The sequence below is a fragment of the Asanoa sp. NPDC049475 genome (genome assembly GCF_040676915.1).
Taxonomy (GTDB): Bacteria; Actinomycetota; Actinomycetes; order Mycobacteriales; family Micromonosporaceae; genus Asanoa.
The window spans coordinates 109,440-132,444 of the sequence record NZ_JBFAPY010000012.1 but is presented as its reverse complement, the minus strand read 5'-3'; the positions used below and the strand labels follow the sequence as shown (position 1 = coordinate 132,444).

At 71.7% G+C, this 23,005-nt stretch carries 19 protein-coding genes and 1 pseudogene; 6 read left to right on the top strand and 14 right to left on the bottom strand.

Annotation, left to right across the window (positions count from 1 at the left end; translation table 11 throughout):
• Window positions 1-115: 115 nt before the first annotated feature.
• The 3 genes from AB0J88_RS37110 to AB0J88_RS37100 are packed head-to-tail and all read left to right on the top strand — an operon-like array spanning window position 116 to window position 2,322.
• Window positions 116-253, top strand: coding sequence for a hypothetical protein (locus tag AB0J88_RS37110; RefSeq protein ID WP_364359713.1), 138 nt, complete (start codon window positions 116-118; stop codon window positions 251-253).
• A 54-nt stretch (window positions 254-307) separates the two neighbouring features.
• Window positions 308-1,630, top strand: coding sequence for a YcaO-like family protein (locus AB0J88_RS37105; RefSeq protein WP_364359711.1), 1,323 nt, complete (start codon window positions 308-310; stop codon window positions 1,628-1,630).
• The gene (locus AB0J88_RS37100; RefSeq protein ID WP_364359708.1) at window positions 1,627-2,322 is read left to right on the top strand and encodes a TfuA-like protein; all 696 of its coding nucleotides are present in this window, start codon (window positions 1,627-1,629) and stop codon (window positions 2,320-2,322) included. The genes AB0J88_RS37105 and AB0J88_RS37100 overlap by 4 nt, the downstream gene beginning before the upstream one ends.
• Here the strand turns inward: AB0J88_RS37100 and AB0J88_RS37095 are convergent.
• From AB0J88_RS37095 to AB0J88_RS37075, 5 genes and pseudogenes are all read right to left on the bottom strand, one after another.
• On the bottom strand, window positions 2,282-3,499 hold the full coding sequence (locus AB0J88_RS37095; protein ID WP_364359705.1) for an MFS transporter: 1,218 nt from the start codon (window positions 3,497-3,499) through the stop codon (window positions 2,282-2,284). The two genes, AB0J88_RS37100 and AB0J88_RS37095, sit on opposite strands and share 41 nt — an antisense overlap.
• A gap of 87 nt (window positions 3,500-3,586) precedes the next feature.
• A pseudogene (locus tag AB0J88_RS37090) lies at window positions 3,587-4,077 on the bottom strand (class I SAM-dependent methyltransferase).
• Entirely contained in the window at window positions 4,043-5,155 is a 1,113-nt protein-coding gene (locus AB0J88_RS37085) for an NYN domain-containing protein (RefSeq protein WP_364359702.1), read from the bottom strand. Before AB0J88_RS37085 ends, AB0J88_RS37090 begins: the two are co-directional and overlap by 35 nt.
• Before the next feature lie 59 nt (window positions 5,156-5,214).
• Window positions 5,215-5,763, bottom strand: coding sequence for a hypothetical protein (locus tag AB0J88_RS37080; RefSeq protein WP_364359699.1), 549 nt, complete (start codon window positions 5,761-5,763; stop codon window positions 5,215-5,217).
• A gap of 88 nt (window positions 5,764-5,851) precedes the next feature.
• Window positions 5,852-6,784 (bottom strand): oxidoreductase, encoded by a 933-nt coding sequence (locus AB0J88_RS37075; RefSeq protein WP_364359696.1) that lies wholly within the window; start codon window positions 6,782-6,784, stop codon window positions 5,852-5,854.
• Between the two features lie 61 nt (window positions 6,785-6,845).
• Here AB0J88_RS37075 and AB0J88_RS37070 point away from each other — a divergent pair, with 61 nt between their 5' ends.
• On the top strand, window positions 6,846-7,475 hold the full coding sequence (locus tag AB0J88_RS37070) for a TetR family transcriptional regulator (RefSeq protein WP_364359693.1): 630 nt from the start codon (window positions 6,846-6,848) through the stop codon (window positions 7,473-7,475).
• 165 nt (window positions 7,476-7,640) lie between these two features.
• Window positions 7,641-9,890, top strand: coding sequence for a glycoside hydrolase family 9 protein (locus AB0J88_RS37065; protein WP_364359690.1), 2,250 nt, complete (start codon window positions 7,641-7,643; stop codon window positions 9,888-9,890).
• Here AB0J88_RS37065 and AB0J88_RS37060 read toward each other — a convergent pair.
• The 5 genes from AB0J88_RS37060 to AB0J88_RS37040 form a co-directional block, all read right to left on the bottom strand.
• Complete coding sequence (locus tag AB0J88_RS37060; protein ID WP_364738155.1) at window positions 9,887-10,102, bottom strand: DUF2007 domain-containing protein; 216 nt, start codon at window positions 10,100-10,102, stop codon at window positions 9,887-9,889. The genes AB0J88_RS37065 and AB0J88_RS37060 overlap by 4 nt on opposite strands.
• 101 nt (window positions 10,103-10,203) lie before the next feature.
• On the bottom strand, window positions 10,204-10,584 hold the full coding sequence (locus tag AB0J88_RS37055; RefSeq protein ID WP_364359684.1) for a VOC family protein: 381 nt from the start codon (window positions 10,582-10,584) through the stop codon (window positions 10,204-10,206).
• Window positions 10,581-11,321: an ArsR family transcriptional regulator gene (locus AB0J88_RS37050; RefSeq protein WP_364359681.1), complete on the bottom strand. Its 741-nt coding sequence runs from the start codon at window positions 11,319-11,321 to the stop codon at window positions 10,581-10,583. The genes AB0J88_RS37055 and AB0J88_RS37050 overlap by 4 nt, the downstream gene beginning before the upstream one ends.
• An 86-nt stretch (window positions 11,322-11,407) precedes the next feature.
• Entirely contained in the window at window positions 11,408-12,697 is a 1,290-nt protein-coding gene (locus AB0J88_RS37045) for a hypothetical protein (protein ID WP_364359679.1), read from the bottom strand.
• Window positions 12,698-12,711: 14 nt separating this feature from the next.
• On the bottom strand, window positions 12,712-14,310 hold the full coding sequence (locus AB0J88_RS37040) for a hypothetical protein (protein ID WP_364359676.1): 1,599 nt from the start codon (window positions 14,308-14,310) through the stop codon (window positions 12,712-12,714).
• 196 nt (window positions 14,311-14,506) lie between these two features.
• Here AB0J88_RS37040 and panD point away from each other — a divergent pair, with 196 nt between their 5' ends.
• Complete coding sequence (gene panD / locus AB0J88_RS37035; protein ID WP_364359673.1) at window positions 14,507-14,920, top strand: aspartate 1-decarboxylase; 414 nt, start codon at window positions 14,507-14,509, stop codon at window positions 14,918-14,920.
• Window positions 14,921-14,923: 3 nt separating this feature from the next.
• Here the strand turns inward: panD and AB0J88_RS37030 are convergent, their stop codons facing one another.
• The 4 genes from AB0J88_RS37030 to AB0J88_RS37015 form a co-directional block, all read right to left on the bottom strand.
• Window positions 14,924-16,228, bottom strand: coding sequence for a D-alanyl-D-alanine carboxypeptidase (locus tag AB0J88_RS37030; protein ID WP_364359670.1), 1,305 nt, complete (start codon window positions 16,226-16,228; stop codon window positions 14,924-14,926).
• Between the two features lie 135 nt (window positions 16,229-16,363).
• Window positions 16,364-19,141, bottom strand: a complete 2,778-nt coding sequence (locus tag AB0J88_RS37025; protein ID WP_364359667.1) for an NB-ARC domain-containing protein — start codon at window positions 19,139-19,141, stop codon at window positions 16,364-16,366.
• Entirely contained in the window at window positions 19,138-21,489 is a 2,352-nt protein-coding gene (locus AB0J88_RS37020; RefSeq protein WP_364359664.1) for an NB-ARC domain-containing protein, read from the bottom strand. The genes AB0J88_RS37025 and AB0J88_RS37020 overlap by 4 nt, the downstream gene beginning before the upstream one ends.
• Window positions 21,490-21,579: 90 nt before the next feature.
• On the bottom strand, window positions 21,580-22,971 hold the full coding sequence (locus tag AB0J88_RS37015; RefSeq protein ID WP_364359661.1) for an alpha/beta hydrolase: 1,392 nt from the start codon (window positions 22,969-22,971) through the stop codon (window positions 21,580-21,582).
• Window positions 22,972-23,005: the final 34 nt, after the last annotated feature.

Here is a 23,005-nt window from a genome sequence, read left to right as displayed (position 1 = left end):
GAAGCTTGTCACGGACTCGGGCTTTCGGGCGTCGAGCGGCAGACAGATCGAGACATTCCCCGATATGATTCTGTGCGCTGGCGGTGGAGTCCGCCGCCCAACGGGAGGAGCTGCCATGAGGGAAAACGTGGAAACGGTCGAGCTGGCTGAGCTCTCGCCGGTCGAGCTGCAACACCTGCTGGAAGAGGAGCTGGGCCTCGCGGCCGGAGACACCGGCTGCGCCGCCTTCGCCGCGCCGCTCAAGCAGGACTGAGCCGAGAACGGCCGCGGGCGGAAGCTCGCGGCCGGCGGTCCGCGCCTGACGACGATGATTCGAGACCAGGCTCCGAAGCTGCGCGGTCGCGGAGCTCATCGCGAGCGCAGCCCGGAGGACACCTTCGACAGCGTCCGCCCGCACCTGCGCCGGATCGGCATCACCCGGATCGCCGACATCACCGGCCTCGACCGCCTCGGCATCCCGGTGCACAACGCGATCGTGCCGCGGTCCGACGACGTCCTGTCCGTCTATACCGGCAAGGGGCTGACCCCGATCGACTCGATGACGTCGGCGGTCATGGAGGCGGTCGAGCGCTACGCCGGCTGGTTGCCGCTGCGTCCGGCGACCGTCGCGTCGTACGACGACCTGGTGTCCGCGGGCACACCGGCGATGCGCCCGGCAGACCTCAACATCGCCCTGCTGCCGCAGTATGCCGACCACCTCCCGATCTACTGGGTGCCCGGTTTCGACCTGGTGAGCGAGGAGACGGTGCTCGTACCCACCAGCGCGGTCTGCTACGGGACGGATCCCGGCGCACCACCGTGTTATCAGCTGGGCGTCACGAACGGCCTGGCCTCCGGCAACACGTTGGAGGAGGCGGTCTGCCACGCGCTGTGCGAGCTGATCGAGCGGGACGCGCTGACCCTGTCGGAGATCGTGAGCGGGCGCCTCAGCCACATCCTGGCCGCGGGGATGGCCGGCCCGCATCGGCCGGCGCAGGTGGCCGAGCTTCGGCAGCTTCACCCGCACATCGACCCCGCCAGCACGCCGCCGACCGTCGCGCGCCTGCTGGAGCGGTTCCAGGAGGCCGGGCTGAGCATGCGGCTCGTGTCGATCACCTCCGACCTCGGCATTCCGAGCGTCCTGGCGGCGTCCGCGGAGGACAACGGTCCGTCGACGTCCAAGGGGTACGGCGGCTACGGCACGCATCCCGACATCGAGATCGCTATGCTCCGGGCGGTGACCGAGTGCGCGCAGTCCCGCGCGGTCGACATCCAGGCGATGCGCGAGGACATCAACCTCCCCGACGCGAACGTGCCCAAGCACCGGCACCACACCAAGCGCGCCACCACCGTCGACCTCAACGGCTGGGCCTGGCGCCCGGCCGAGCGGCGGGTCGCGCTGGCCGAGCTTCCCTCCCACCCCAGCGACGACGTGGTGACCGACATCAGACTGATGGTGTCCCGGCTGCGTGACCGCGGGATGTCCCGGGTCATCGTCGTCGACCTGTCGCCGCCGGACCTGCCCGTCCGGGTGGCGCGGGTGGTCGTGCCCGGTCTCGAGTCCTGGGCGGTCGACCGCTCCAAGCTCGGTCAGCGGGCGGCGGACGCCTGGAACCAGGCACTGCGGCGGCTCGTCCCGGCGTCCGCATGACCCGTCCCGTGGTCTTCGTCGGCCCGAGCCTGCACGGTGCGGCCGCCCTGGCGCGCGCCGACATCGAGTTCCTCCCGCCGGTCCGGCGCGGTGACATCGACGCGCTGCTGAGCCGTGCGGCACCGCCGCCGGCGATCGGCATCATCGACGGCGCGTTCTTCCAGAGCCTGAGCGTCTCGCCGAAGGAGGTGCTCCGGGCGATCGACGCGGGCGTCCGGACGTACGGGTCGTCCAGCATCGGCGCGCTGCGTGCGGTGGAGTGCGCGCCGTACGGCATGGTCGGTGTCGGCCGGATCTACGAGGCCTACCAGTCCGGGCGGGTCAGCGCTGACGACGAGGTCGCCATCACCTACGACGACGAGACCGGGCGGGCGCTCTCCGAGCCGCTGGTCAACCTGCGCTTCGCCATCGAGGCGGCGCAGGCGGCCGGAGTGGTGGACGCCGCGCTCGCCGCACGCTTCCTCGCGGTCGCGAAACGCCGGTACTTCCCTGAGCGGACCGTCGCGCTGCTCCTCCACGACCTGACCTCGGAGGTCGGCGAGGCTACGTGCGCCCCGTTGCGGCGCTACCTCACGGATTTGGCGCCGGACACGAAACGGGACGACGGGCTCCGCCTGCTCGACCTGGTGGTCTCCGACCGCTCGCCTGGATTTACGGCGCCGCTGGAGTGGCCTCCGCCAGTTCAGCTCTAGCCGGCGCGGGGCGCACCAGCAGCGCCAGCGACGCCGCGAGCGCCGTCACCCCGGCCGCGGCGAGGAACGCGACCTCGACGTCGTCACCGACGAGGCTGATCAGGTGGCCGGCGGCCCCGGAACCGATCGCGTAGCCGATCCACATGCACGAGCCCATCCAGGCGTACGCCTCGGTGCGGTAGGGGGTCGGCGCCGCCTCGCCGAGGGCGAGTTGGTGCACGGTGTCGCGAGGCCCGCCGACCAGGCCGACGGCGAGCAGCGCGATGCCGAGCACCAGCAGCGTCGGTGCGAGGCTGGCGCCGGCGACCACCAGCGCGGACACGGCGTGGAACGCGATGAGCTGGCGGCCGAGCGAGGTCGTCCGCGGCCGGGTGCCGTAGACGAGGGCGCTGATCACCGTGCCCAGGGAGACCGCGCCGACGAGCAGACCCGCCGCGCCAGGGGAGTCCGCCTCGGCGGCCGCCGCCGGAGCCGCGACGATTACGGCGCCGAACGCGAAGGCGTCACACGCGATGATCGTGAGCAGGAGGCGCACCTGTCCGCTCGCGAGCGGACCGAGGTAGTTCCGGTGCCCGGCACCGCCCGAGGCCGCGCGTCGGCGGACGCCGGGCGTGCTCACCAGCACCAGGATGCCGCCCAGCATGACGAGGCCGGTGACCGCCGTGACCAGGACCGGGTCGACGAACAGCAGCAGCATCGACACCAGCAGCGGGCCGGCGACGTACATGGCCTCGTTGATCACGGCGTCGAGGGCGAAGGCGGTCTGCAAGCGGTGCGGCGGCACGAACGCCGGCCAGGTGGCGCGCACGACCGGGCCGGCCGGCGGCGCGGTGACGCCGAGCGCCACGGCGCAACCGACGAGCACGCCGGTGGACGAACCCTGGGCCAGGGCGAGGATCGCGATGGCGTACGCCGTCAGATGACCGGCCGACCACACGAGCAGGATCCGGCGCGGTGCCAGCCGATCGACCAGCCGGGCCGAGACGGGCACCGACAGGGCCAGCGCTGCGGCGAAGCCGGTGAGGACCAGCCCGGCCGCCGCGTACGACCGGCCGGCGTCGACCACCGCGAGAAACAGCGCGAGGGTGAGCATCGGAGCGGCGATGCGCGTCGCGACGGCCGCCACGACCAGCGGCCGGACCTCGGGAACCGCGAACAGCTCACGATAGGCACGCACCGGACCTCCACTCGACGCGCCAAGACCTGGCAGCAGACTAGTCGACGGATATCGATGCCTTGTGCTGCGCGGGCCGACGGTGCCCGGTCAGCGGGTGGCGCGGTGCAGCGCGGCGACGCCGCCGGTGAGGTCGCGCCAGCTCACGCCGCGCCAACCGGCCGACGCGATGCGCTCCGCCAACACCGTCTGGTTCGGCCATTGCTGGACGGACTCGACCAGGTAGGCGTAGCGACCGCGTCGAAGGTGGCGTCCGGGAACGGTAGGTGCAGCGCGTCGCCGGCGATCGCCGGAACCGTGCGGTGGACGCGCCGACCGGCCTGGATCATGCCGATCGACAGATCCACCCCGACGGCGTACGCGCCCGACCGCGCCAGCTCCCCGGTGGAGACTCCGGTGCCGGCACCCACGTCGAGCACGCGCTCGCCCGGGCGCAACGCCAGCGACTTCCGCGTCGCCCGCCGCCAGCTTCGATCCCGCCCGAAGGAGATGATCCGGTTCGTCAGGTCGTACCGTTCGGCGACGTCGTCGAACATCGCGGCGACCTCATGCGGCTGCTTGTCGAGATAGGCGCGCGCCATCTTCTCTCCTCGGGATCGGGGACGGGCCGCAGTGGCGGCAGGCGCCACGCCGGCGAAGGTGGTAGGCGAGCGTGGCCGCCCCGAGCGCGATCCCCCAGAGGGTCCAGAAGGCGCTCGGGACGTACAGCGCCCAGGTGCCGCGGACCTCGCTCGTCCAGATGAACATCAGGCCGGCGGGAATGATCGTCACCGCGACGATCGACGCCGGGACGATGGCGAGCAGGGGTGGGACCGGCCGGCCCGCCCGGAACCAGACCCAGGTGGGAAATACCTCGCCCCATCGGGCCACCAGACCGTGGGTGAGCACGCCGCCCACGGCCGAGGCGAGCGCACAGCCCAGTCCGACCTCGAGCATTCCCGGCGTGTCCTGCATCATCCGCAGGAAGTCGGAGGGTATCCCGAGGGGATGACCGAGGTACCAGGCGACCCTGGTGACCTCGTAGGGCAGAGGGGCGAGGCAGGCGACGACCACGGCCCACCGTCCCCACCGCAACAGGGTTTGGCGTGACGGTCCACGGCCCGGCCCGGGACGGCGTCCGCAGTGGACACAGGCGGCTCGGACCCGCCGGCGGTAGGCGACCGTGGCGGCGGCCCACAGCAGTCCGCCGAGGAACATGATGATCAGGTTCGTGCGATGCCAGTACAGGATGTCACCGATGCCGTCCTGGGGGCCGGGCACGCCGGTGAACGCGAAGACCAGCAGCACCGGAGAGAACGCCACCAGCATGATGAGCGTGTAGTCGGGGATGAGCAGGGTCAACCCAACGGCCGCGACCCAGCCGAAGCCAACCAGCGTCGTCGACAGGCGACCGGGGCGGGTGGGCCGCGTCATCGCGAACGCCACGGCCGCGCCGAGCAGGCCCAGCACGGCGACGGACGGCGCCACGATCTCGACGCGACTGCCCTCCAGGATGGATCCCGACGCGTGGTCCGGGTCGACCGGCGAGAACGGGAAGCCGTCACCGCCGGCTGTCCAGTACGCACCAAGACAGCCGTACAGGAGTGAGAAGCCGGCCGCCGCGTAACCGGACCAGGCCGGCCAACGCGACAGCATGGCGGTCAAAGCAGACGTGAACATGCGGCTCCTTCCGGCGTCGAACGGTTGACGCGACTCAACCTCGCCGGATACCGGGGTGGTCATCGGACCGCGTTCTCGTGGTGTGCGCCGGCGACGGCGCGGCGACCGTAGTCGGCGGCCACGGCCATGACGAGCGGACCCCATGCCACGAGAGGGGCGTAGTACCGGAACACCTCCCAGCCAGGTGCCGGATGTAGCGGTTCGTCGCGGCCGATTCCGACCCAACCGCGTTCCACGAACTGGAACCTCTGGTTCAGGGCCAGGTATACGCAGATGGCGATGAGCAACGACCCGCCGGCCAGCGCGACGAGCACGGCCGGACGTGCCGGAATCGGACGACCCCCGAGGCGGGGCACCCAAAGCGGAACCCGCTGTCCCCAGCGATGCACGAGCCCGAGCGTCACCAGGGCCAGGCCCATCGACAGGGCGGACAGCAGGACCATGTACCACTGCACAGGGGCGTCGTCGGTGAACACCAGCGAGAGACGCCAGAGTGCGGACGGCAGGACGCAGAGCGGGACGGCGTAGGCCGCTCCGACGGCCCACGGCGACGGGTCGGCGACCCGGAAAGGGTTGGCATGACCGGGCACCTCAAGCCTTCTGCGCATGTGCCAACGATCTCCGGCTTGGAGCGAGCTTTCCTCCCCCGGCGGAAGGGGTGAGCTCCCTCGGCCGGGGGATATGGCCGTGCCAGCGTCAGGTGGGCTCCTGCGGGGTCGGCCTCCGTCGGTCGACGAGGTGACCGAAGCGCACGCCGGTGACCTCCTCCGACAGGGTCCACAGCTGCTGACCATTGTGGACGTTCGTCGCGGCCGCGGAGAGTCTGCCCAGGGCCGGATGGCCGCGGAGCTCGCCAGGGCCGTGCGGGGCGATCAGTTGGCCCGAGCGCGCTTCCGTGGCGGTGGCGGCGAAGAGCAGCGGCCAGGCACCCTGCTCGACCCGCTGCGCGAGCAGGCGGTTGCCGACGCCGCCCAGCAGGAAACGCCACATCGGCGTGGTGGCGCTGGTCTGCAGGTTCGTGGCCGCGTAGCCGGGGTGGGCGAGGATGCTGCTCAACCGGCTGCCCGCCGCGGTCAGCCGGCGGTGCAGCTCGTAGCCGAACACCGCGTTGGCCAGCTTCGAAGCGTTGTAGGCGTGCATCGGCGAATACCGCGTCGGCCGGGGGAACGGCAGCCGGCCCTGGCGATGGTTGACCGAGGTGACCGTGACGACACGCGGGTCGGTGCCGGCGAGCAGCAGGTCGAGCAGGAGTCCGGTGAGGGCGAAATGGCCCAGATGGTTGGTGGCGAACTGCAGCTCGTGGCCCTGTGGACTGAGCGTGTGCGGCGTCGCCATCGTGCCGGCGTTGTTGACCAGGACGTCGAGGTGCCGGTGCTCGTCGTGCAGCCCGCTGGTGAACTCGCGGACCGAGGCGAGGTCGGCCAGGTCGAGCGGGCGGATCTCCGCGGCCTCGCCGAACCGGTGGCGGGCTTTGGCCTCGTCGCGGACGGCCAGCACCAGCCGGGCGCCACGGGCGGCGAGCGCCTGGCTGGTGGACAGGCCAAGGCCACTGGTCGCTCCGGTCACCACGAAGGTGCGGCCGGTCAGGTCGGGGATCCGATCGGGTGTCCAATGAGTATCAGCGGTCATGCGCTCCACGGTGCCCCGCATGGCACTGAGTGTCAAGACGGGCATGAAGTAGCATGGTGGAATGGCGGAGCACCCACGCGGCAGCGTGGCCGAGCGGAAAAGGCGGCTGGTCGCCGACGAGCTGCGGGACGCGGCGCTGATGCTGCTCGCGACCCAGGGATTCGACACGGTGACGGTCGACGACATCGTGGCGGCGGCCGGCATGTCCCGACGGACCTTCTTCCGCTACTACGCGTCCAAGGAGGACGTGGTCGTGCGGTTCCTGGCCGACATGGGCGAGCTGGTCGCCGCCGCCCTGGCCGAGCGGCCGCGCACCGAGTCGCCGTCCCACGCCCTGCGTGAGGCGATCTGGGCGCCCCTGGCCGAAGCGTGCGACGGCGACCATGCCGACCACATCGAACGCTCGCGTGTCGTGGTCCGGCTGATCCTGGACACCGCCGCCCTGTACGCGCGCTGGCTGGAACGCCAGGCCGAGGTGCGCGCCGCGCTGGCCGCCGAGCTGGCCCGACGCCACGACCTCCGACCGGACACCGATCCTTATCCGCGGATGGCGGCGGGAATGGCCCTGCTGGCCTTCGACGTGGTGCTCGAGCGGTGGCGGCCCGGCGACGACGAGCGACGGCTGGCCGCGCTCACCGACGAGGCGTTCGCCGTCGCCGCGCCGGCCCTGGACGCGATCGAGAGCCGCTAGCCTGGCCCGGCCAACCGGCGCCGCCCGTGATGATCATCGCTGGGCGGGCTGATCGAGCCATTGACATACACTATGCCGAGTGCCACGATCGCAGGAATTGGGAGCGCTCCCAATAATCTTATGACTTTCGATGTACCGTCCCTGCCATCGGAAGGACCATCCCCTGTGTTCTCGTCGAACCGTTGGCGGCGCCTGGCCGCCGTCGTCGTGGCCGTGCTGGCCGGCACCGCGCTGACCGGCGCTCCGGCCGCAGCCGACGGACCCGAACAGATCGTCAACGGCACCTTCGACAGCGGCCACGCGCCCTGGTGGGCGACCGGCAACCTGACTCTGGACTCCAGCAGCGGGCAGCTGTGCGCGGACGTGCCCGGCGGCACGATCAACCCGTGGGACGCCATCATCGGCCAGGACAACGTGCCGTTGGTCGCGGGGGAGACCTACGAGTTCCGGTTCTTCGGCACCGCCACGCCGGCCCGGGTCGGCAAGGCGCTCATCCAGCTGCCGGTCGACCCGTACACCCAGTACCTGTCGGCGACACCGGAGCTCAGCGTCTCCGGCAACGACTACACGTACACCTTCACGTCTCCCGTCGACCTGCCCAACGCGCAGGTGGCGTTCCAGATCGGCGGCAGCGCGACCCCGTGGCGCATCTGCCTCGACAACGTCTCGCTCCAGGGCGGCGCCGAACCGGAGGAGTACGTGCCCGACACCGGGCCACGGGTGCGGGTCAACCAGGTGGGCTACCTGCTCGAGGGCCCGAAGAACGCCACGCTGGTCACCGAGGCGACGACGCCGCAGCCCTGGCAGCTCCGCAACGCCGGCGGCACCGTCGTGGCGCGCGGCGTGTCGAAGCCCCGCGGCGTCGACGCCTCGTCGGGCCAGAACGTGCAGAGCATCTCGTTCACGTCGTACGCGAGGAAGGGCAGAGGCTACACCCTGGTCGCCGACGGGGAGACGAGTCGGCCGTTCGACATCGGGACGGACTTCTACGAGCGGCTCAGGATCGACGCGCTGAAGTTCTACTACACCCAGCGCAGCGGGATCGCGATCGACGACGCCCTGCGACCCGGCTACGGGCGCCCGGCCGGCCACGTCGGTGTCGCGCCCAACCAGGGCGACACCGCGGTCCCGTGCCAGCCCGGCGTCTGCGACTACACCCTGGACGTCTCGGGCGGGTGGTACGACGCCGGCGACCACGGCAAGTACGTCGTCAACGGCGGCATCTCGGTGCACCAGCTGATGAGTGAGTACGAGCGCTCCGTGTTCTCGCGAACCGGCGAGGTCCGGACCCTGCGCGACGGGACGCTGGCCCTGCCGGAGAGCGGCAACCGGGTCCCGGACATTCTCGACGAGGCCCGCTGGGAACAGGAGTTCCTGCTCAAGATGCAGGTGCCGGCCGGTCAACCGTACGCGGGAATGGCCCATCACAAGATCCACGACGCGGCCTGGACCGGCCTGCCGCTCCTGCCGCACCTGGACCCCCAGCGGCGCGAGCTGCATCCGGTCTCGACGGCGGCGACGCTCAACCTGGCCGCGACCGCGGCGCAGGCGGCCCGGGTCTTCCAGCCCTACGACCGGCGCTTCGCGCAGCGCAACCTGGCCGCGGCCAAGGCGGCGTGGGCCGCCGCGAAGGCCAACCCCGCGATCTACGCGGACCCGGCCGACGGCGTGGGTGGCGGCGCGTACAACGACGACGACGTGACCGACGAGTTCTACTGGGCGGCGGCGGAGCTCTACATCACCACCGGCGCACGGGAGTTCCGGGACGCGATCCTCGCCTCGCCGCACCACACGGCCGACATCTGGCGGGACCGCGGCTTCGACTGGGGCCACACCGCCCAGCTCGGGCGGCTGGAGCTCGCCACCCTGCCGAACCGGTTGCCCGGCCGGGGCAAGGTGCGGGCCTCGGTGGTCGCGGGCGCCGACCGTTACCTCGCGACGGCGGCGGCGCACCCCTACGGCATCCCGTACGCGCCGGCGGAGAACACGTACGACTGGGGCTCGAACAACCTGGTGCTCAACAACGCGGTCGTGCTGGCGGCGGCGTTCGACATCACCGGCAAGGACCGGTACCGCGACGGCGTGGTGGAGACCATGGACTACATCCTGGGCCGCAACGCGCTCAACCAGTCCTATGTGACCGGTTACGGCGAGGTGGCGTCCCACAACCAGCACAGCCGGTGGTACGCGCGCCAGCTCAACCCGGACCTGCCGAACCCGCCCACGGGAACCCTGTCCGGCGGCCCGAACTCGTCGATCCAGGACCCGGTGGCACAGCAGAAGCTCCAGGGCTGCGCGCCGCAGTTCTGCTACATCGACGACATCGAGTCGTGGTCGACCAACGAGCTCACCATCAACTGGAACGCACCGCTGGCCTGGATCGCCGCGTTCGTGGCCGACCAGGACAACGGCTAGTCCTCGACGTCCGCCAGGATGCTGCGGGCCTCGGCCTCGTCGGCCGGGGCCACCAGCACCCGCACGCCGTCCTGTTGCAGTTGTGGCTCCTGCCCACCCGCGTCGTCCGTGACATAGGTCGCCCGCAGGCCGTGACTGCGCAGCAGGCCCACGGCCAGCTCCGCCTCGACCCGGCTCCGCACGATCGACACCGTTACCGGCACACCTTCCACGCCCTCAACAGTACGGCGAAACGCGTGACGCGTAGGCGGCCTCGCGCCGCGCGCCCGACATCAGCCGAAACGGCAGGCCTCCCGAAACGGACGGTGGCGGGTCAGGTCCGGGGTTCGAAGAGCTCGACCAGGTTGCCGGCCGGGTCGGCGATCAGGACCTGGCGGCCGCCCGGGCCCGAGACGACGTCGCTGCGGAAGATGACGTCGCGCTCGCGCAACCGCTGGACCTCGGCGTCGAGGTCGTCGACGGTCAGGTTGACGCGGTTGTAGCCGGGTGCGGTCACGTCGTCGGGCGTCGCCTTGGCGCCGGAGCTGGCCGGCCCGGACAGCAGCAGCCGCAGGCGTCCGCGCACGACGTCGGCGAACGCCGGCACCGCGTTGGTGTTGAGCTGGAATCCCAGATGGTCGACGTAGAAGTCGACCGACGCCTGGACGTCGTCGACGAGGTAGCGGACGCTCGCGTAGCGGTCATCGGTCGTCATGGGGATTGCCCTTCTCGGAGGCTTTTCAGGACGGACACGAGGTGGTTGACCCGAACGTGGATGTCACGCGCCGTGCTCGCGAACGCTTCGGGGGTCGTCGGCTCGGCGATGCTCCAGTGGATCCGGCGTGGGTGGCCCGCGAACTCCGGGCACGCCTCACGGGCCTTGTCGCACAGCGTGACGACGAGGTCGAACCGCCGCGCGGTGACCGTGTCGAGGTGGCGGGGACGCCGGCCGGCGATGTCGAGGTCGTAGTCGTCGCGGAGCACGCGCACCGCCTCGGCGTGCGTCTCGGGTCTCGGGCGGCTGCCGGCGCTGGCAACCTCGACCTGACCGCCGGTGGCCGCCCGCAGCAGCGCCTCCGCGATGGGCGACCGCGCGCTGTTGCCCGTGCACGCGAACAGGACCGCGACGTGGGGAAACGGGCCGGAGCTGTCGTCGACCGGCCGGTGCCGCAGCGCCGGGTGCAACGCGCCGCCGGTGTCGGCCAAGCCCAGGCCGCAACGGTCGAGGTCGAGGTGGTAGTAGCTGTCGCGGGCGTCCATCGTGCTGCGGGTCGCGGTCACGAGACCGCCGTCGCGCAGCAGCCGCAGATGGTAGGAGACCAGGTTCTGCGGCTCTTCGACAAGCCGGACGAGCTCACGAACGCGCAGGTCGCTGCCCGCGAGCGCGGACAGCAGCCGCCACCGGACCGGATGCCCGGCGAGGCGGAGAAACGCGGGCGACGAACGCGTCACGACCCCGACATTACATCAAATCCGTTTGATGGGATGGCGAAGGTCGCGGCGCACCGCCGAGAGCGGCACGCCGCGACCTGTTCGGGTTACGGCCGGACCACCACGCGGTCGCAGCCGTAGAACGCCACCATGGCACCGGCGACCCGCAGGCGCCCGTAGACGCAGCCGGAGGTGTCACCCACCTGGAAGGCGTCGCTCAACGGGTCGAAGTGGAGCATCGCGTCCGTGTCTACGTCACGGGTGCGGTCGTCCGGCTCCTCCACGTTCTCGGCGTGGATGCGGCCGTGCTTCTCGCGCGCGCCGAGGCCGTCCAGGATCCGGGACGGCGAGCCGAGCCGCAGCGTCGACCAGTCGATGGTCGTCGCGTCGATCGCCACCGGGTTGCCGTACTGGCCGGCCGTGGTGGTCAGCACGCCGACCGGGAGCACGCCGGGGTTGAGGTTGACCACGTTGTCGGCGCTGCCCGGCTTGATGTTGACGGTCGCCGGCACCGCGCAGGTCACGGGGAGCGTCGCGGACCGCACGTCGTTCGCGGGGGACGCGTCGACGACCGAGGGCAGCTTCGGCGCCACCCGGGTGGTCGCGGTCAGGGTGGCCGTGCCGGGCTGCGTGCAGGTGACCGTGTACGTCCGGGTCAGCCGCTGCGGTGTGCCGACCGCGACCGGCACGTCGGTGGTGACCGGTGCGGCGTCGGCGATGGTGAGGCCGCCGCCCGCCGACACCTCGCGGCGCACGCGGGCGTCACTCGGCCCGTCCGGGCCGAGGTTGGACACGGTGCTCGCCACGGTCACCGTGATCGGCTGCCCGAGCACCCCGAACAGCGGGGCCGACGGCTCGACCGCGGTCACCGCCAGGTCGCTCTCACGGCAGTCGGGGTCGGCCGGGTTGTCCGCGCAGAACGCCCGGATCGGTGCGGCCAGGTCAACGGTCACGACCTGTTGGTCCAGGCGTACGTCGGTCACGGTCATCGCGGCCAGCGATGGGCTGAACGGCACGATGAAGTTGCCGGTGCCGCTGGGCCGGACGCCCTTGCTGCCACCCGGTCCACCGTCGAGCCGCCACAGTGGACTCCAGGCGTTGATGCGGTCGAGCTCGTTGCCGTCCACATCGGTCAGTCGCAGGCGCAGGATCGGTGGTTCGCCCGAGTGGCCACGGGCGCGCTGGGTGCTGACCGTGGTCGACAGGACGTGCGCCTGGGTGCGGCTGTCGAACCGCACGCGGGCGACGAGCGCCTTGGCGGGGTCCGCGTCGTAGTCGAAGGCGGGCACGGGGATCGTCGCCGGGTCCGGCGGGGGAGTCGGGTCGGCGAACGCGCCGCCGGCCACGCCGACCAGCAGGATTCCGGCGGCCGCCGCGAGCAGGATCTTGCGTACCATCGCTGTCTCTCCTCTCAGCACTTCGCGATGCGGCAGTCGCCGAAGATCAGGTTGAACCGCCGGATGTCGGCCGCGTTCGGTGGACCGTTGTCGTTCATGACGTCGTCGTTCATGAGGCCGGTCGTCAGGTCGCCCGGCTCGGACGTGAACCAGACGTCGCCGTCCTCCTCGAGCGCGCGGCAGGCGTCGCGCACCCGGCCGAGGTTGGGCGCGTCCGCGTCGCAGCCTTCGTCGCCGGCCAGGTCCTCGTAGACGTTCGGCGCGACCTCGTTGTAGAAGTAGGCCGCGTCGCAGCAGTACTCGTCGGCGAGCCCGAACGGGACGTGCCCCATCTCGTGCCGGACACCGCCCATCGCGTCGGCCCGCACGAGGTTGACGGAGGCGATGTGGTCGTCGGGCATCCCGAAGTCGCGCTGCGCCCCCTTGCGGTGCAGGATCACGCCGACATCGGCGAAGGCGAAGATCTCGTCCCACAGCACCGGCAGGTCGTGGTCGTCGTCGCTGGCGAAGTCGACCGCCCTGCCGGAGTTGTCCGGCAACAGCCAGAAGTTGAACAGGTCCTGGTTGGTCAGGAACGGGTCGAACCTGAACACCCCCGTGTCGATCACCGTCGAGATGTCGGCCTGGAACATCGGGTTGAGGCCGATCGGACCCGGACCCGTGTACGTGTCGCGGTCCGCGATCAGCACGACGTCGATCCGGCTGCCCTGACCGCCGGTGTAGAGGATCGGCACCGCGGGCTTCGGGAACGTGAAGTTCGGTGTCGGGTCACCGACCGTCGTGCGCCGCCAGCCGGAGAAGATGGTCGTCGCGCCCACGCTGAGCCGACACCCGTAGGTGAAGCTCGGCCCGGCCGCCGTGAGCGTCCGGCTGAAGCTGCCCACCCCCGACCGCGTCTGCTGGTCGGTCGGGCTCAGCCAGATCTCCAGCGAGGTCGGCACGACCGTCGGCATGAGCGAGCCGTCGAGCGCCGTCGCGGTGATCGTCACGGTCTGGCCAGGCTGTGGCCACGCGGGCGTGTGGGCGCAGGCGATGCGGAGCCCCGGCGCGCTGGCCGGCGGGTCGACGGCGATCGTGACGGTGAGCTCCGCGCGGTCGTCGCCGTTGCCGGAGCGCACGATCGGCGTGCCGCAGGCGATCGGTGCCTCCCCCTCGACGGACGCCTCGCAGGGTGCTACCCGCACGTCGGCGAGCAGGGCGGTGGCACCGGTCGGTGAGACGTCGTACTGGTTGTCGTCGAGGCAGAACCCGCCGTCCTCGTCCCAGGCCTCGACGACGACGGGCAGGAACGCCGCACCGTCCCGCTGGGGGAGGGTCGCCACGTCGAGGTTCGGCACGGAGAACTCCCAGTCGGGCGAGATATCGCCGATGCCCTCGCGGTCGTCCTGGTCCTCGGTGTCCTCGTTGTTGAACCAGACCCCGTTGATCGAGACCTTGACGTACCAGTCCACCCGGCCGCAGAGGCCCTCGTCGTCACTCGATATCGCCCTGATCCGGTTAACCGTGACCTTCGCGTTGACCAGCGGAGCGGCGCTGGCGGGTGGGCTCACCACCACGAACAGCCCGGTCACGACGGCCAGCACCGTCAACAGCGTCATGATGCGTCGTCGCACGTTCTCCCCCTCCTCGTCGGGATCCCCGATGGGTCCCGAACTGCGGAGGAGGAGTTCGATCGATTGATACGGGTCGTCGCCCGATCGAGGGGCGGTGGTCTAGGTCACTGCCCCGTGGGCCGTCGTCGGTGGCCGGAAATCATGCCGGAGCATTCAGCGTTCGTACGTTGTAGTGATCAAGGGAGGGTCCGCCGCGGTGTTCAGGTCGATGATGAAGTCCAAGATCCACCGTGCGACGGTGACGCAGGCCGACCTGCACTATGTCGGCTCGGTCACGATCAGCGCGGACCTGATGGAAGCCGCTGATCTCCTCCCGGGCGAGCGCGTCGACGTGCTCGACATCGACAACGGGTCACGGTTGACCACCTACGTGATCCAAGGCCCCCGCGACTCCGGCGTCATCGGCATCAACGGAGCGGCCGCCCGCCTGATCAGCCCCGGCGACAAGGTCATCCTGGTCGCGTACGCGTGGCTGCCGGACGCCGAGGCACGCGACTTCGCGCCCCGGGTGGTCTTCGTCGACGACACCAACACCATCGTCACCACGGGCGCCGACCCGGCCGACGTGCCCGACGGCTACGGCCTCGTCCCGGGCAACGAGCTGGCGTAGCCGTCACTGGTGGTGCCGGATGCGCTGCCAGACGCTCGGCGGCACCAGGTCGCTGCTGGTGCGCAGCGCCGTTCTGGTCGGTTTCGCGGTGCCGGCCCGGATGCTGAGCTGGCCGTGTGACGTGCCGGCGGCGATCTGCGCCGGCACGGCCGGCAGTTGGGCGTCGACCTTGACCTTCAGTCCGGGCCAGCCGACCACCTCGAGCTTCTCGGCGGTACGCAGGGTGGTCCCGGTGCCGAGCGGCCCCCGGACGGTGGCGACGTCGTGGCCGGCCTCGACCAGCGTGTGCGGCGCGAGGGCCTTCGTGGTCGACCGCAGCACGGTGCGGGTCACGGCGAACACCCGGTCCAGCTGCTCCGGAGTCTGGGCGCCGGGCTGGCCCAGCACCGCGCCGACGACGGTCAGCCTGCGGCCGGCGACCGTGACCACGGCCGCGAACACGAGACAGCCGAGCGCCTCGTCGGTGGAGCCTGTCTTGATGCCCACGACGCCGTTGTGCCCGACGAGCTCGTTGTAGTTCTTGACCTCGCCGGCGACCGGGATGACGGCGGTCTTCTGCTTGACGATCTCCGCGAAGGCCGGCAGCGCCATCGCCTTGGTGGCCAGGATGACCTGGTCCTTGGCGGTGCTGACGGTGTCCGGGTCGAGTCCGGACGGGTCGGTGTAGTGCGTGTCGGACATGCCCAGCTCCTCAGCGGTCGCGTTCATCTTGTCGACGAACGCGTCGACCGTGCCCGAGTCCCAGGCGGCGAGGATCCGGGCCATGTTGTTCGCCGACGGCAGCAGGACGGCCTGCAGGGCCTGGCGCTCCGAGATCTCCTCGCCGGCCTCGACCTCGACGAGCGACTCACCACGAGCCCGTTCGCTCGGGTACGCCGCGGCCTGCTCGGCGCTCACGGTCAACGTCGGACCCTGTTCGCCGGCCTTCAGGGGATGCTCGGCGAGGATGACGTAGGCGGTCATCACCTTCGTCACGCTCGCGATCGGGACCGGTTTGTCGCCGCCGAACGAGCCGAGCGTGCCGAGCCCACTGACGGCGATCACCCCTTGGCCCGACTTCGGCCAGGGCAGCTTCGGCGTCCTGCCGGGGATCGTCAGCGACGCGGGCAGGGCCAGCTCGACCGTCGGGGCGGGCAGCGGATGCCGCAGGGGCGCCACGGCATAGAGACCGGCGCCGAGCACGACCGCGAGGGTCAGCAGGAGGCTGATCAGCAACCCGGTGCGGCGCCGGCGCTTGCGCGGCGGGGCGGGTGGGGCTGCTGGGATCCGGCTGAACACAACTGTCGGTGCCTCGGTCGAACGATCCATCGCATGCCCTTTCCCTGACGAACGGCGGCACGGTAGCAGGATCGAGCAAGGCTGCGGGATCCCGACGGTGGCACGATGCTGCCAGGGCCCTGTCCGGAAGCCATCCCGGGAGTGTCACGAACCAGTAATGAGGGCCTAGTCGCGGTGGGGGGTGCGTTCCCTGCTGCCGTTCGGCTGGGTCGGCACGTGCACGACCATGGCGGCTTCCCGCCTGCCGGCCCGCGCGACGGCGTCCTCCAGCGCGCGCTCGACGTGGCTGGGCGGGCGGTTGCGGGGATAGCCGATCGTCCGCTGGGCCGTCGTGAGGACGCCCCAGATCTCCCGGTGGGAGGCCCAGTCGTCGTTCGCGGCGTAGAGGGTGGCCGCGTGCGACAGGATCCGCCACGCCGCGTCGAGGTCGCCGAGGCGCAGGAGCAGCTCGCCGTGGGCTCGGGCGTACCGGGCCAGGATGGGGTCGCGGACCGTGGCGGTGACGGCCGGCTCGGTGGTGATGGTCGTCCAGAGCGTGTGGCAGAGCTGCTCGGCCGAGATGAGGTGCCCGGCGGTGGTGAGGCCACGGATGACCTGTGCGCGGGCCCGGATCGCCCCGACGGGGTTCGACATGAGGCGGAAGGCGTGGGCGGCCTGCGCCGCGTGCTGGATCGCCAGGCGAGGCTCGGGACCCGTGGTGGGCTCGATCAGCGGCTCGGCCAGCGGGAGCGTCGCCTCCGGGTGCTCGTGCTGCCACTTGCCGATGTAGAGGCGGGCCAGCCGGTAGTCGACCGCGGCGGATTTGCGGACGTCGCCGGCGACGAGGCGCTGCGCGGACCCGAGGTAGTCGGCCGCGCTGGCCCAGCGGCGGCGCCTCCGCGCGGCCTCGGAGAGCCCGAGCAGGCCGCGGAAGTGGACCGCGTCGCTGAGCCTGCCTTCCAGCATGTCGTCGTAGGTCGGATACGGGCTGGGCACGCGGTGGTTCTCGGCCAGCAGGAGGCGGGCCAGCTGTTCCTCCTGGCTGTCACCGGCCTCGCCGGCCAGGCTGAGCGCCTCCGTGACGGCCAGGACCGCGTCGTGGTACGCGCCGAGCTGGAGCAGCGCCTCACCCTTCTGCCGGTGGGCGCGTGCCCGCCGGCCGCGCAGCCGAGGGCCGGCGTCCGGCGCGACGGCGGTGATGACGTCGTGGAGCCTGCGAAAGGCCGCGTCGTAGCGTTCGAGCGCGGTCAGGTGCGCCGCCTCGGCGAGCTTGACGTCCAGCTCGCCGGTCTCGTCGTCGTCGGCCTTCGCCGAGCGCAGGGCGCAGTCGTACAGCCTCTCCGGCGGCACGACCCGCGCGGTCTCGGAGACGCACCCCCGCAACGAGGCCGCGATGCGCCAGGCGATGCCGTGGTCGCCGAGGCCGTTCGCGATCGGGACCGCCCGGGCGAGCACGGCGTGCGCCGCGCGTACCCCGTGGTCGGGAAGGGCACCGATCCGTTTGGCGATCGACTCGCCGGGCGACCAGTGCGGCTCGCGTCTGGAGGTGTAGCGGTCGTCGATCGCGCCGAGGACGAGGTCGACGAGCTCGAGGTAGGCGTCGACCAGGCGGGCGTCCGCGGCGGCGACCTGCTGGGTGGACAGGCCCGTCGACGGCAGGTGCTTCTCCGCGAACAGGCGGATCAACGGGTTGAACTGGTAGCGGGCCAGCCCGGACGGGGTGTCGGTGCCCGCGCTGTCGAGGAGCTGGGCCGCACCCAGGGCGGCCACGAGGTTCTGGGCTTCCGTCTGGGACACGTTGAGCAGGGGTCGCAGCACCCAGGGCACGAACGTGGGCGAGTCGACGAGGGTGAGCAGGCAGAGCGCGTGCTGCTCGGGCTCCGTGAGCCGCCGGAACTCCGACTGGATGCGCTCGCGCACGCCCCGGCCCGCCCGGTCCAGCCACTCGAGCCGGCTGTCCCTCGGCCGCAGCAGGTCCGCGACGTGGCGCAGGTCGGTGCCGTCGAGTGCGGCCCGCTCGCCGGCGGACCGGATGGCGCTGGGTAGTCGCCCGCAGAGCTCGACCACCTCGACCGCCTGCTCCGGCTCCTGCTCCCAGCTCACGTCGGAGACGGCCGACAGGATGTCGAGGGCCTCGTCGATGGGCGGCTCGGCCAGCGGAGCGTCGAGCCCGTCGGTGGCGTCGACCGCGAGGTCGAGGTGGCGCCGGCTGGTGATGATCACCGCGCACCCCGGCTCGGTCGGCAGGACCGACAGGACCTGGTCCGGGTACCGGGCGGCGTCGAAGACGAACAGGCAGCGCGTCTGGGCGGTCATGGACCGGAACAGGCTGGCCCGTTCGGGGGCGTCCGGCGGGATGCGCTCCTTGTCGGCACCGAGCTCCAGCAGGAACGCCTGGAGGATCTCCGCGGGAGGCCGCGCGCCGCCCGCCGTGCCGAAGTTGAGGTAGTAGACGCCGTCGGGATAGCGGTCGGCCAGGCGGCGCGACAGCTCCTGCGCCAGCGCGCTCTTCCCGACGCCGGGCTTACCCCAGATCGGGATGATGACCGCGCCGAGGGTCTGCTTGTCCTCCTGGCGGCGGGAGCGTTCGCGGTCGTGCAGGTCGACCAGCGTGGCGAGCTCGCGCTCGCGGCCGCGGAACGTGCTCAGGGGTTCCGGCACGGTCCGTCTGGCCCGCGGCAGTGGGCGCACGTCGTCGGGCGGCGGGACGTTCTCGACCGGGCCGGCCGGCTCGTCGGCCGGGCGGGGACGGTTGGCGTTCAGTGCCCGGAGGGTCGGCTCGAGGAGCACGACCGGCACGGACGCGGCGAGGCCGACGACGATGCCGAAGCAGATGATCTTTGGCGTGATGTCGTCGGAGCCGGCGACGACCCCGCCGAAGCCCGCCAGGCCGGTGAACGCCGCCGCGGCCCGGATGCGGTTCCGCCGGAACCAGCGGCGCACGACGTCACGGTTGCCGGTCATGGCGCCCCGGCTCCACCGCCGGCCAGGTCGGCCGCCAGCGAGTCGGCAGCGGCGGCACCTTGGCTGTCACCGACCTCGCGGAAGAGCGCGGACGCGCGTCGCGCTTCCCGTCGGGCGTCGAGGTGACGACGCAGGCTCTGGTGCACCAGTGCGAGCGACAGGGCCGCGTGGGCCTCGATCCAGCGGTCGCCGCAGGTCGAGAACGTCTGGCGCGCCTCCTCGATCGTGAGCAGCGCGAGCTGCGACTCACCCTGGTCGTGGTACGACCGGCCGACCTCGAGCCGGCACCGCGCGGTGCCGTAGCGGTGTCTCATCTGCGTGAAGCTGGTGATGGCCCGATAGCCGAAGCGGCGTGCGTGGTCGAACTGTCCGCGCCGTCGGGCCACCCGGGTGTGCTCGTAGTCGATCCACGCGAGCCACAGCTGCTGGCCGAGCTCGTCGCCGGCGGCCGCCCCGCGCTTGAGGGAGTCGCTGGCCTCGGCGAGCAGGTCGCCGTCGTGGCTGGCGTCGAAGGCCCGGATCAGCACGTCACCGCGCGCCCACAGCAGGCTGGCCCGCAGATGCTCGAGCTCCGCGCGGCGGGCGACCTCCTCGAGCGCGTGGTCGACGCCCTCCAGCGCGGCACCTGTGTCACCGCGGAACCCGTGCGTCAGCGCCAGTTCGCGGCGGGTCCGGGTCGCCTCCGCGTGGTCGTCCTCGGCGACGGCCAGCGCGAGGGCAGCCTCCAACGTGGTCATAGCCGCGTCGAAATGGTGCTGCCGGCGTTGGACCCGGCCCAGCGAGCGTCGACCACGTGCCTCGGCCGCGCGGGACCCGGACGCGATCGCCTTCTCGGCGAGGTCGGCGGCGTCGGTGACACCGCCGAGCTCGGCGAGGGCCTCCGCCAGCGCGGCGAGGGCCAGCGCCTCCATGCCCCGGGCTCGTGCGGCCCGCTCCTGGCGCCGGCCGAGGTCCAGCGTGTCCTCCAGGTTCGACCGCACGAGGTTCTCCCGAGCCAGCGCCAGCGCCGCACGCGCGTGGTTGAGCGCGTGTGACAGCTCGCCGAGGTCGAACCGCTGGTAGACGTCCTCACGCAGGATTCGCGCGATGTCGCGCCGGCTGCGCTCCTCCTGCTTGTCCCGGAGCCGGCGCTGGGCCGCCCGGACCGACGCCTCGTCACCTCCGCGCCCGCGGGCGTAGTCGTGGACGTGGTCGAGGATCCGGTAGCTCGCGACCCCGGACGGGTCGTCGGAGATCTGTTCGAGCAGGCGGGCGTGCACCAGCCGCTCGCACATCTGCCAGGCGCCGCGCTCGTCGGTGTCGTCGAGCAGCTCGGAGAGCATCCACGGGTCGAACCGGCTGGGCAGCGTCCCCAGGTGCCGGACCGCCTGGCGTTCGCGCTCGGTGAGCAGGGCGAAGCTCAGGTCCAGCGTGTGCTGGTCGGCGTCGCCGCCCTGCGCCTCCCGCATCGTCCGGACGCTCGCGCTCAGCGTCCAGTCCCGGCGGCGGCCCAACGAGCCGGCGGCGAGGTGCAGGGCCAGCGGCGAGCCGTTCGTGCGCTTGACGATCTCGTGCGCCGCCGTCTGCTCGCCGAGCACCCGTTCGGCGCCGATCAAGGACCGCAGCAGCTCCGTGGAGTCCTGCTCGTCGAGCGGGTCCACCGTGACGTGCCGGTGCAGGGCGACCAGAGGGTCGTCGAGCCGCGTCGTGATGATGACCGCGCTTCCGGTGCACGAGGGCAACAACGGCGCGACCATTTCCGGGTCGCTCACATCGTCGAGAACGATCAATATCCGTTTACGCGTACGCGTGATCGCGCGAAACTGGCCGATTCGCTCTTTCAAACTGCCGGTAATGGTTTCCCCGGGTCCTTGGAGGGCGTCGATGAACCCTTCGAGAATCTGCGGCACCGTGGCGGTGGGTGCGCCGTTGACGCCATCGGCACAGGACGCGAACAGCCTTCCGTCGGGAAACGCGTCGGCGGCCCGGTGGGCGACAGCGAGCGCCAACGCGGTCTTGCCGACCCCGGGGCGGCCCGAGGCCTGGATCACGGTCGGCCCGTGCGCCGACGCCTCGCGCAGCCGGGCCGTGAGCTCCTCGACCTGGGACCTGCGGCCGACCAGGGGTTTCGCGGGTGGAAGCGCCGACGGGACGAGATAGGCCGCCGCGAGTGCGGGTGGTGCCGACACCGGCCGGCCGGTCTCCTGGCGCAGGCGACGGACCTGGGCCGCCATCAGCGCGACGCTGATCGCCAGCACCAGGGCGGTCCACAGCCGGGTCGACTCCGGCCCGAACGCGACGACCGCCACCCATCCCGTGAGAACCAACAGACCGGCCGAGACAAGAAAGGTGAACGGCGGTCGGCTCACGGCGCCTCCATTCGGTGGGTGACTTCACCATGGCACCCGGCCGCAATACCCCACATCATCCTTTCGAGTTCCGTGTACGGGACTCCGGGCTCAGCTCTCGGCGACGATCTCGGCCATCGCGTCGACGAAACGGTCGGGCTCCTGGAACATCGGTCGGTGGCCCGATTCGGCGAAGACGAACAGTCGTTTGCGGGGCGCCTCGAGCCGCGCGTACCACTGGGCGAACGGCTCAGCCAGGCCGCGCATCTCGTGGGCGCCCTGGACGAAGTACGCGGGCACCGCCAGGCGCGGCACGTCCGTGCGCAGGTCGACGCCCTGCATGCGGGGATACTGCTGATGCCAGGTGTCCATCATGGAGTTGATCGTGTGAGCGCGGGCCAGCAGCGGGTACTCGGTCGTGTCGACGACCCCGATCGAGCCGGCGGCACCGTGGGGATAGGCCGACGCGGTGTTGGCCACGATCGGCTCGTACGAATAGAAGTCCTGGTAGGGCGGTGGACCCTGGTCGAGCAGTTGCCGCTCCAGCCGCTGGTTCCGGGTGTCGCGCGCCCAGGCCAGGACGTCGTCGTAGAAGATGCGGTCGGTCTCCGGCAGGTGCACGGCCTGACCCGTGCCGATGTACGCGCGGTAGCGCTCCGGGTAACGGGCCGCGGCCAGGGCACCGAGAAGGGATCCGCCCGAGTGCGCCAGCAGGAAGATCCGGTCCTGGTGGAACCGGGCGCGCAGGTAGTCGGTGACGGCGACCGTGTCGGCCACGCCGGTCTCCGCGCTCACCGGCGGGCTCTCGTCGAGCGCGCCGTAGGAGCCGCCGCCACCGCGCCGGTCGAGGGTGGCGACCACGAACCGCCGTTCGAGCGCGCCGAGCTGGTGCCGCATGGAGCCCATCTCCATGCCGCCCGGCGATCCCGGCACGAACAGCAGCACCGGCGCGGCCGCGTCGTGGCCACGGATCAGCACGCTCAGCTCGTAGTCGCCGGCGTCGACCATGACGAGCTCCGCGACGCTGCCGGGCAGCGGACGGCCGTCGGGTCCCGGGATCGGTGCGGTGCGACCGGGAATGGCGACCGCCACGGCGACGGCGGCGGCCAGGACCGCGACGCCGGCGCGCCAGAGGTGACCCAGGCGGGTGGACGGTGTCGCGTACGCGGTGCCGACGATCATCGGCAGCACCGAGAGCAGGCCGTGCACGCCGCGGCCGGTGACCAGCGCGACCAGGCCGAACGCGCTGAGGTGGGGTGCGTCCACGGAGGGGCCGACGGCGCCGACGCGGGTCAGCTCGAGCGCCGCCACGAACGTCGCCGGCGCGATGAGCATCGCCCAGCGTGACCGGTTCGCCCGGGCGGCGATCCAGCCCGCCGCCGCGCTCAGCGCGATCGACGACAGGGCCTGTGCCGGGGTCAGCGGTCCGCGCGGGGTCCATAGGCCGGCGGCGACGCCCCAGGCGACGGGAGCCGACAACGCTGCGACTTTCCAGGGACTCATGCGTCTGAGGATGGGCGGGCCGCGGTCAGGGCAC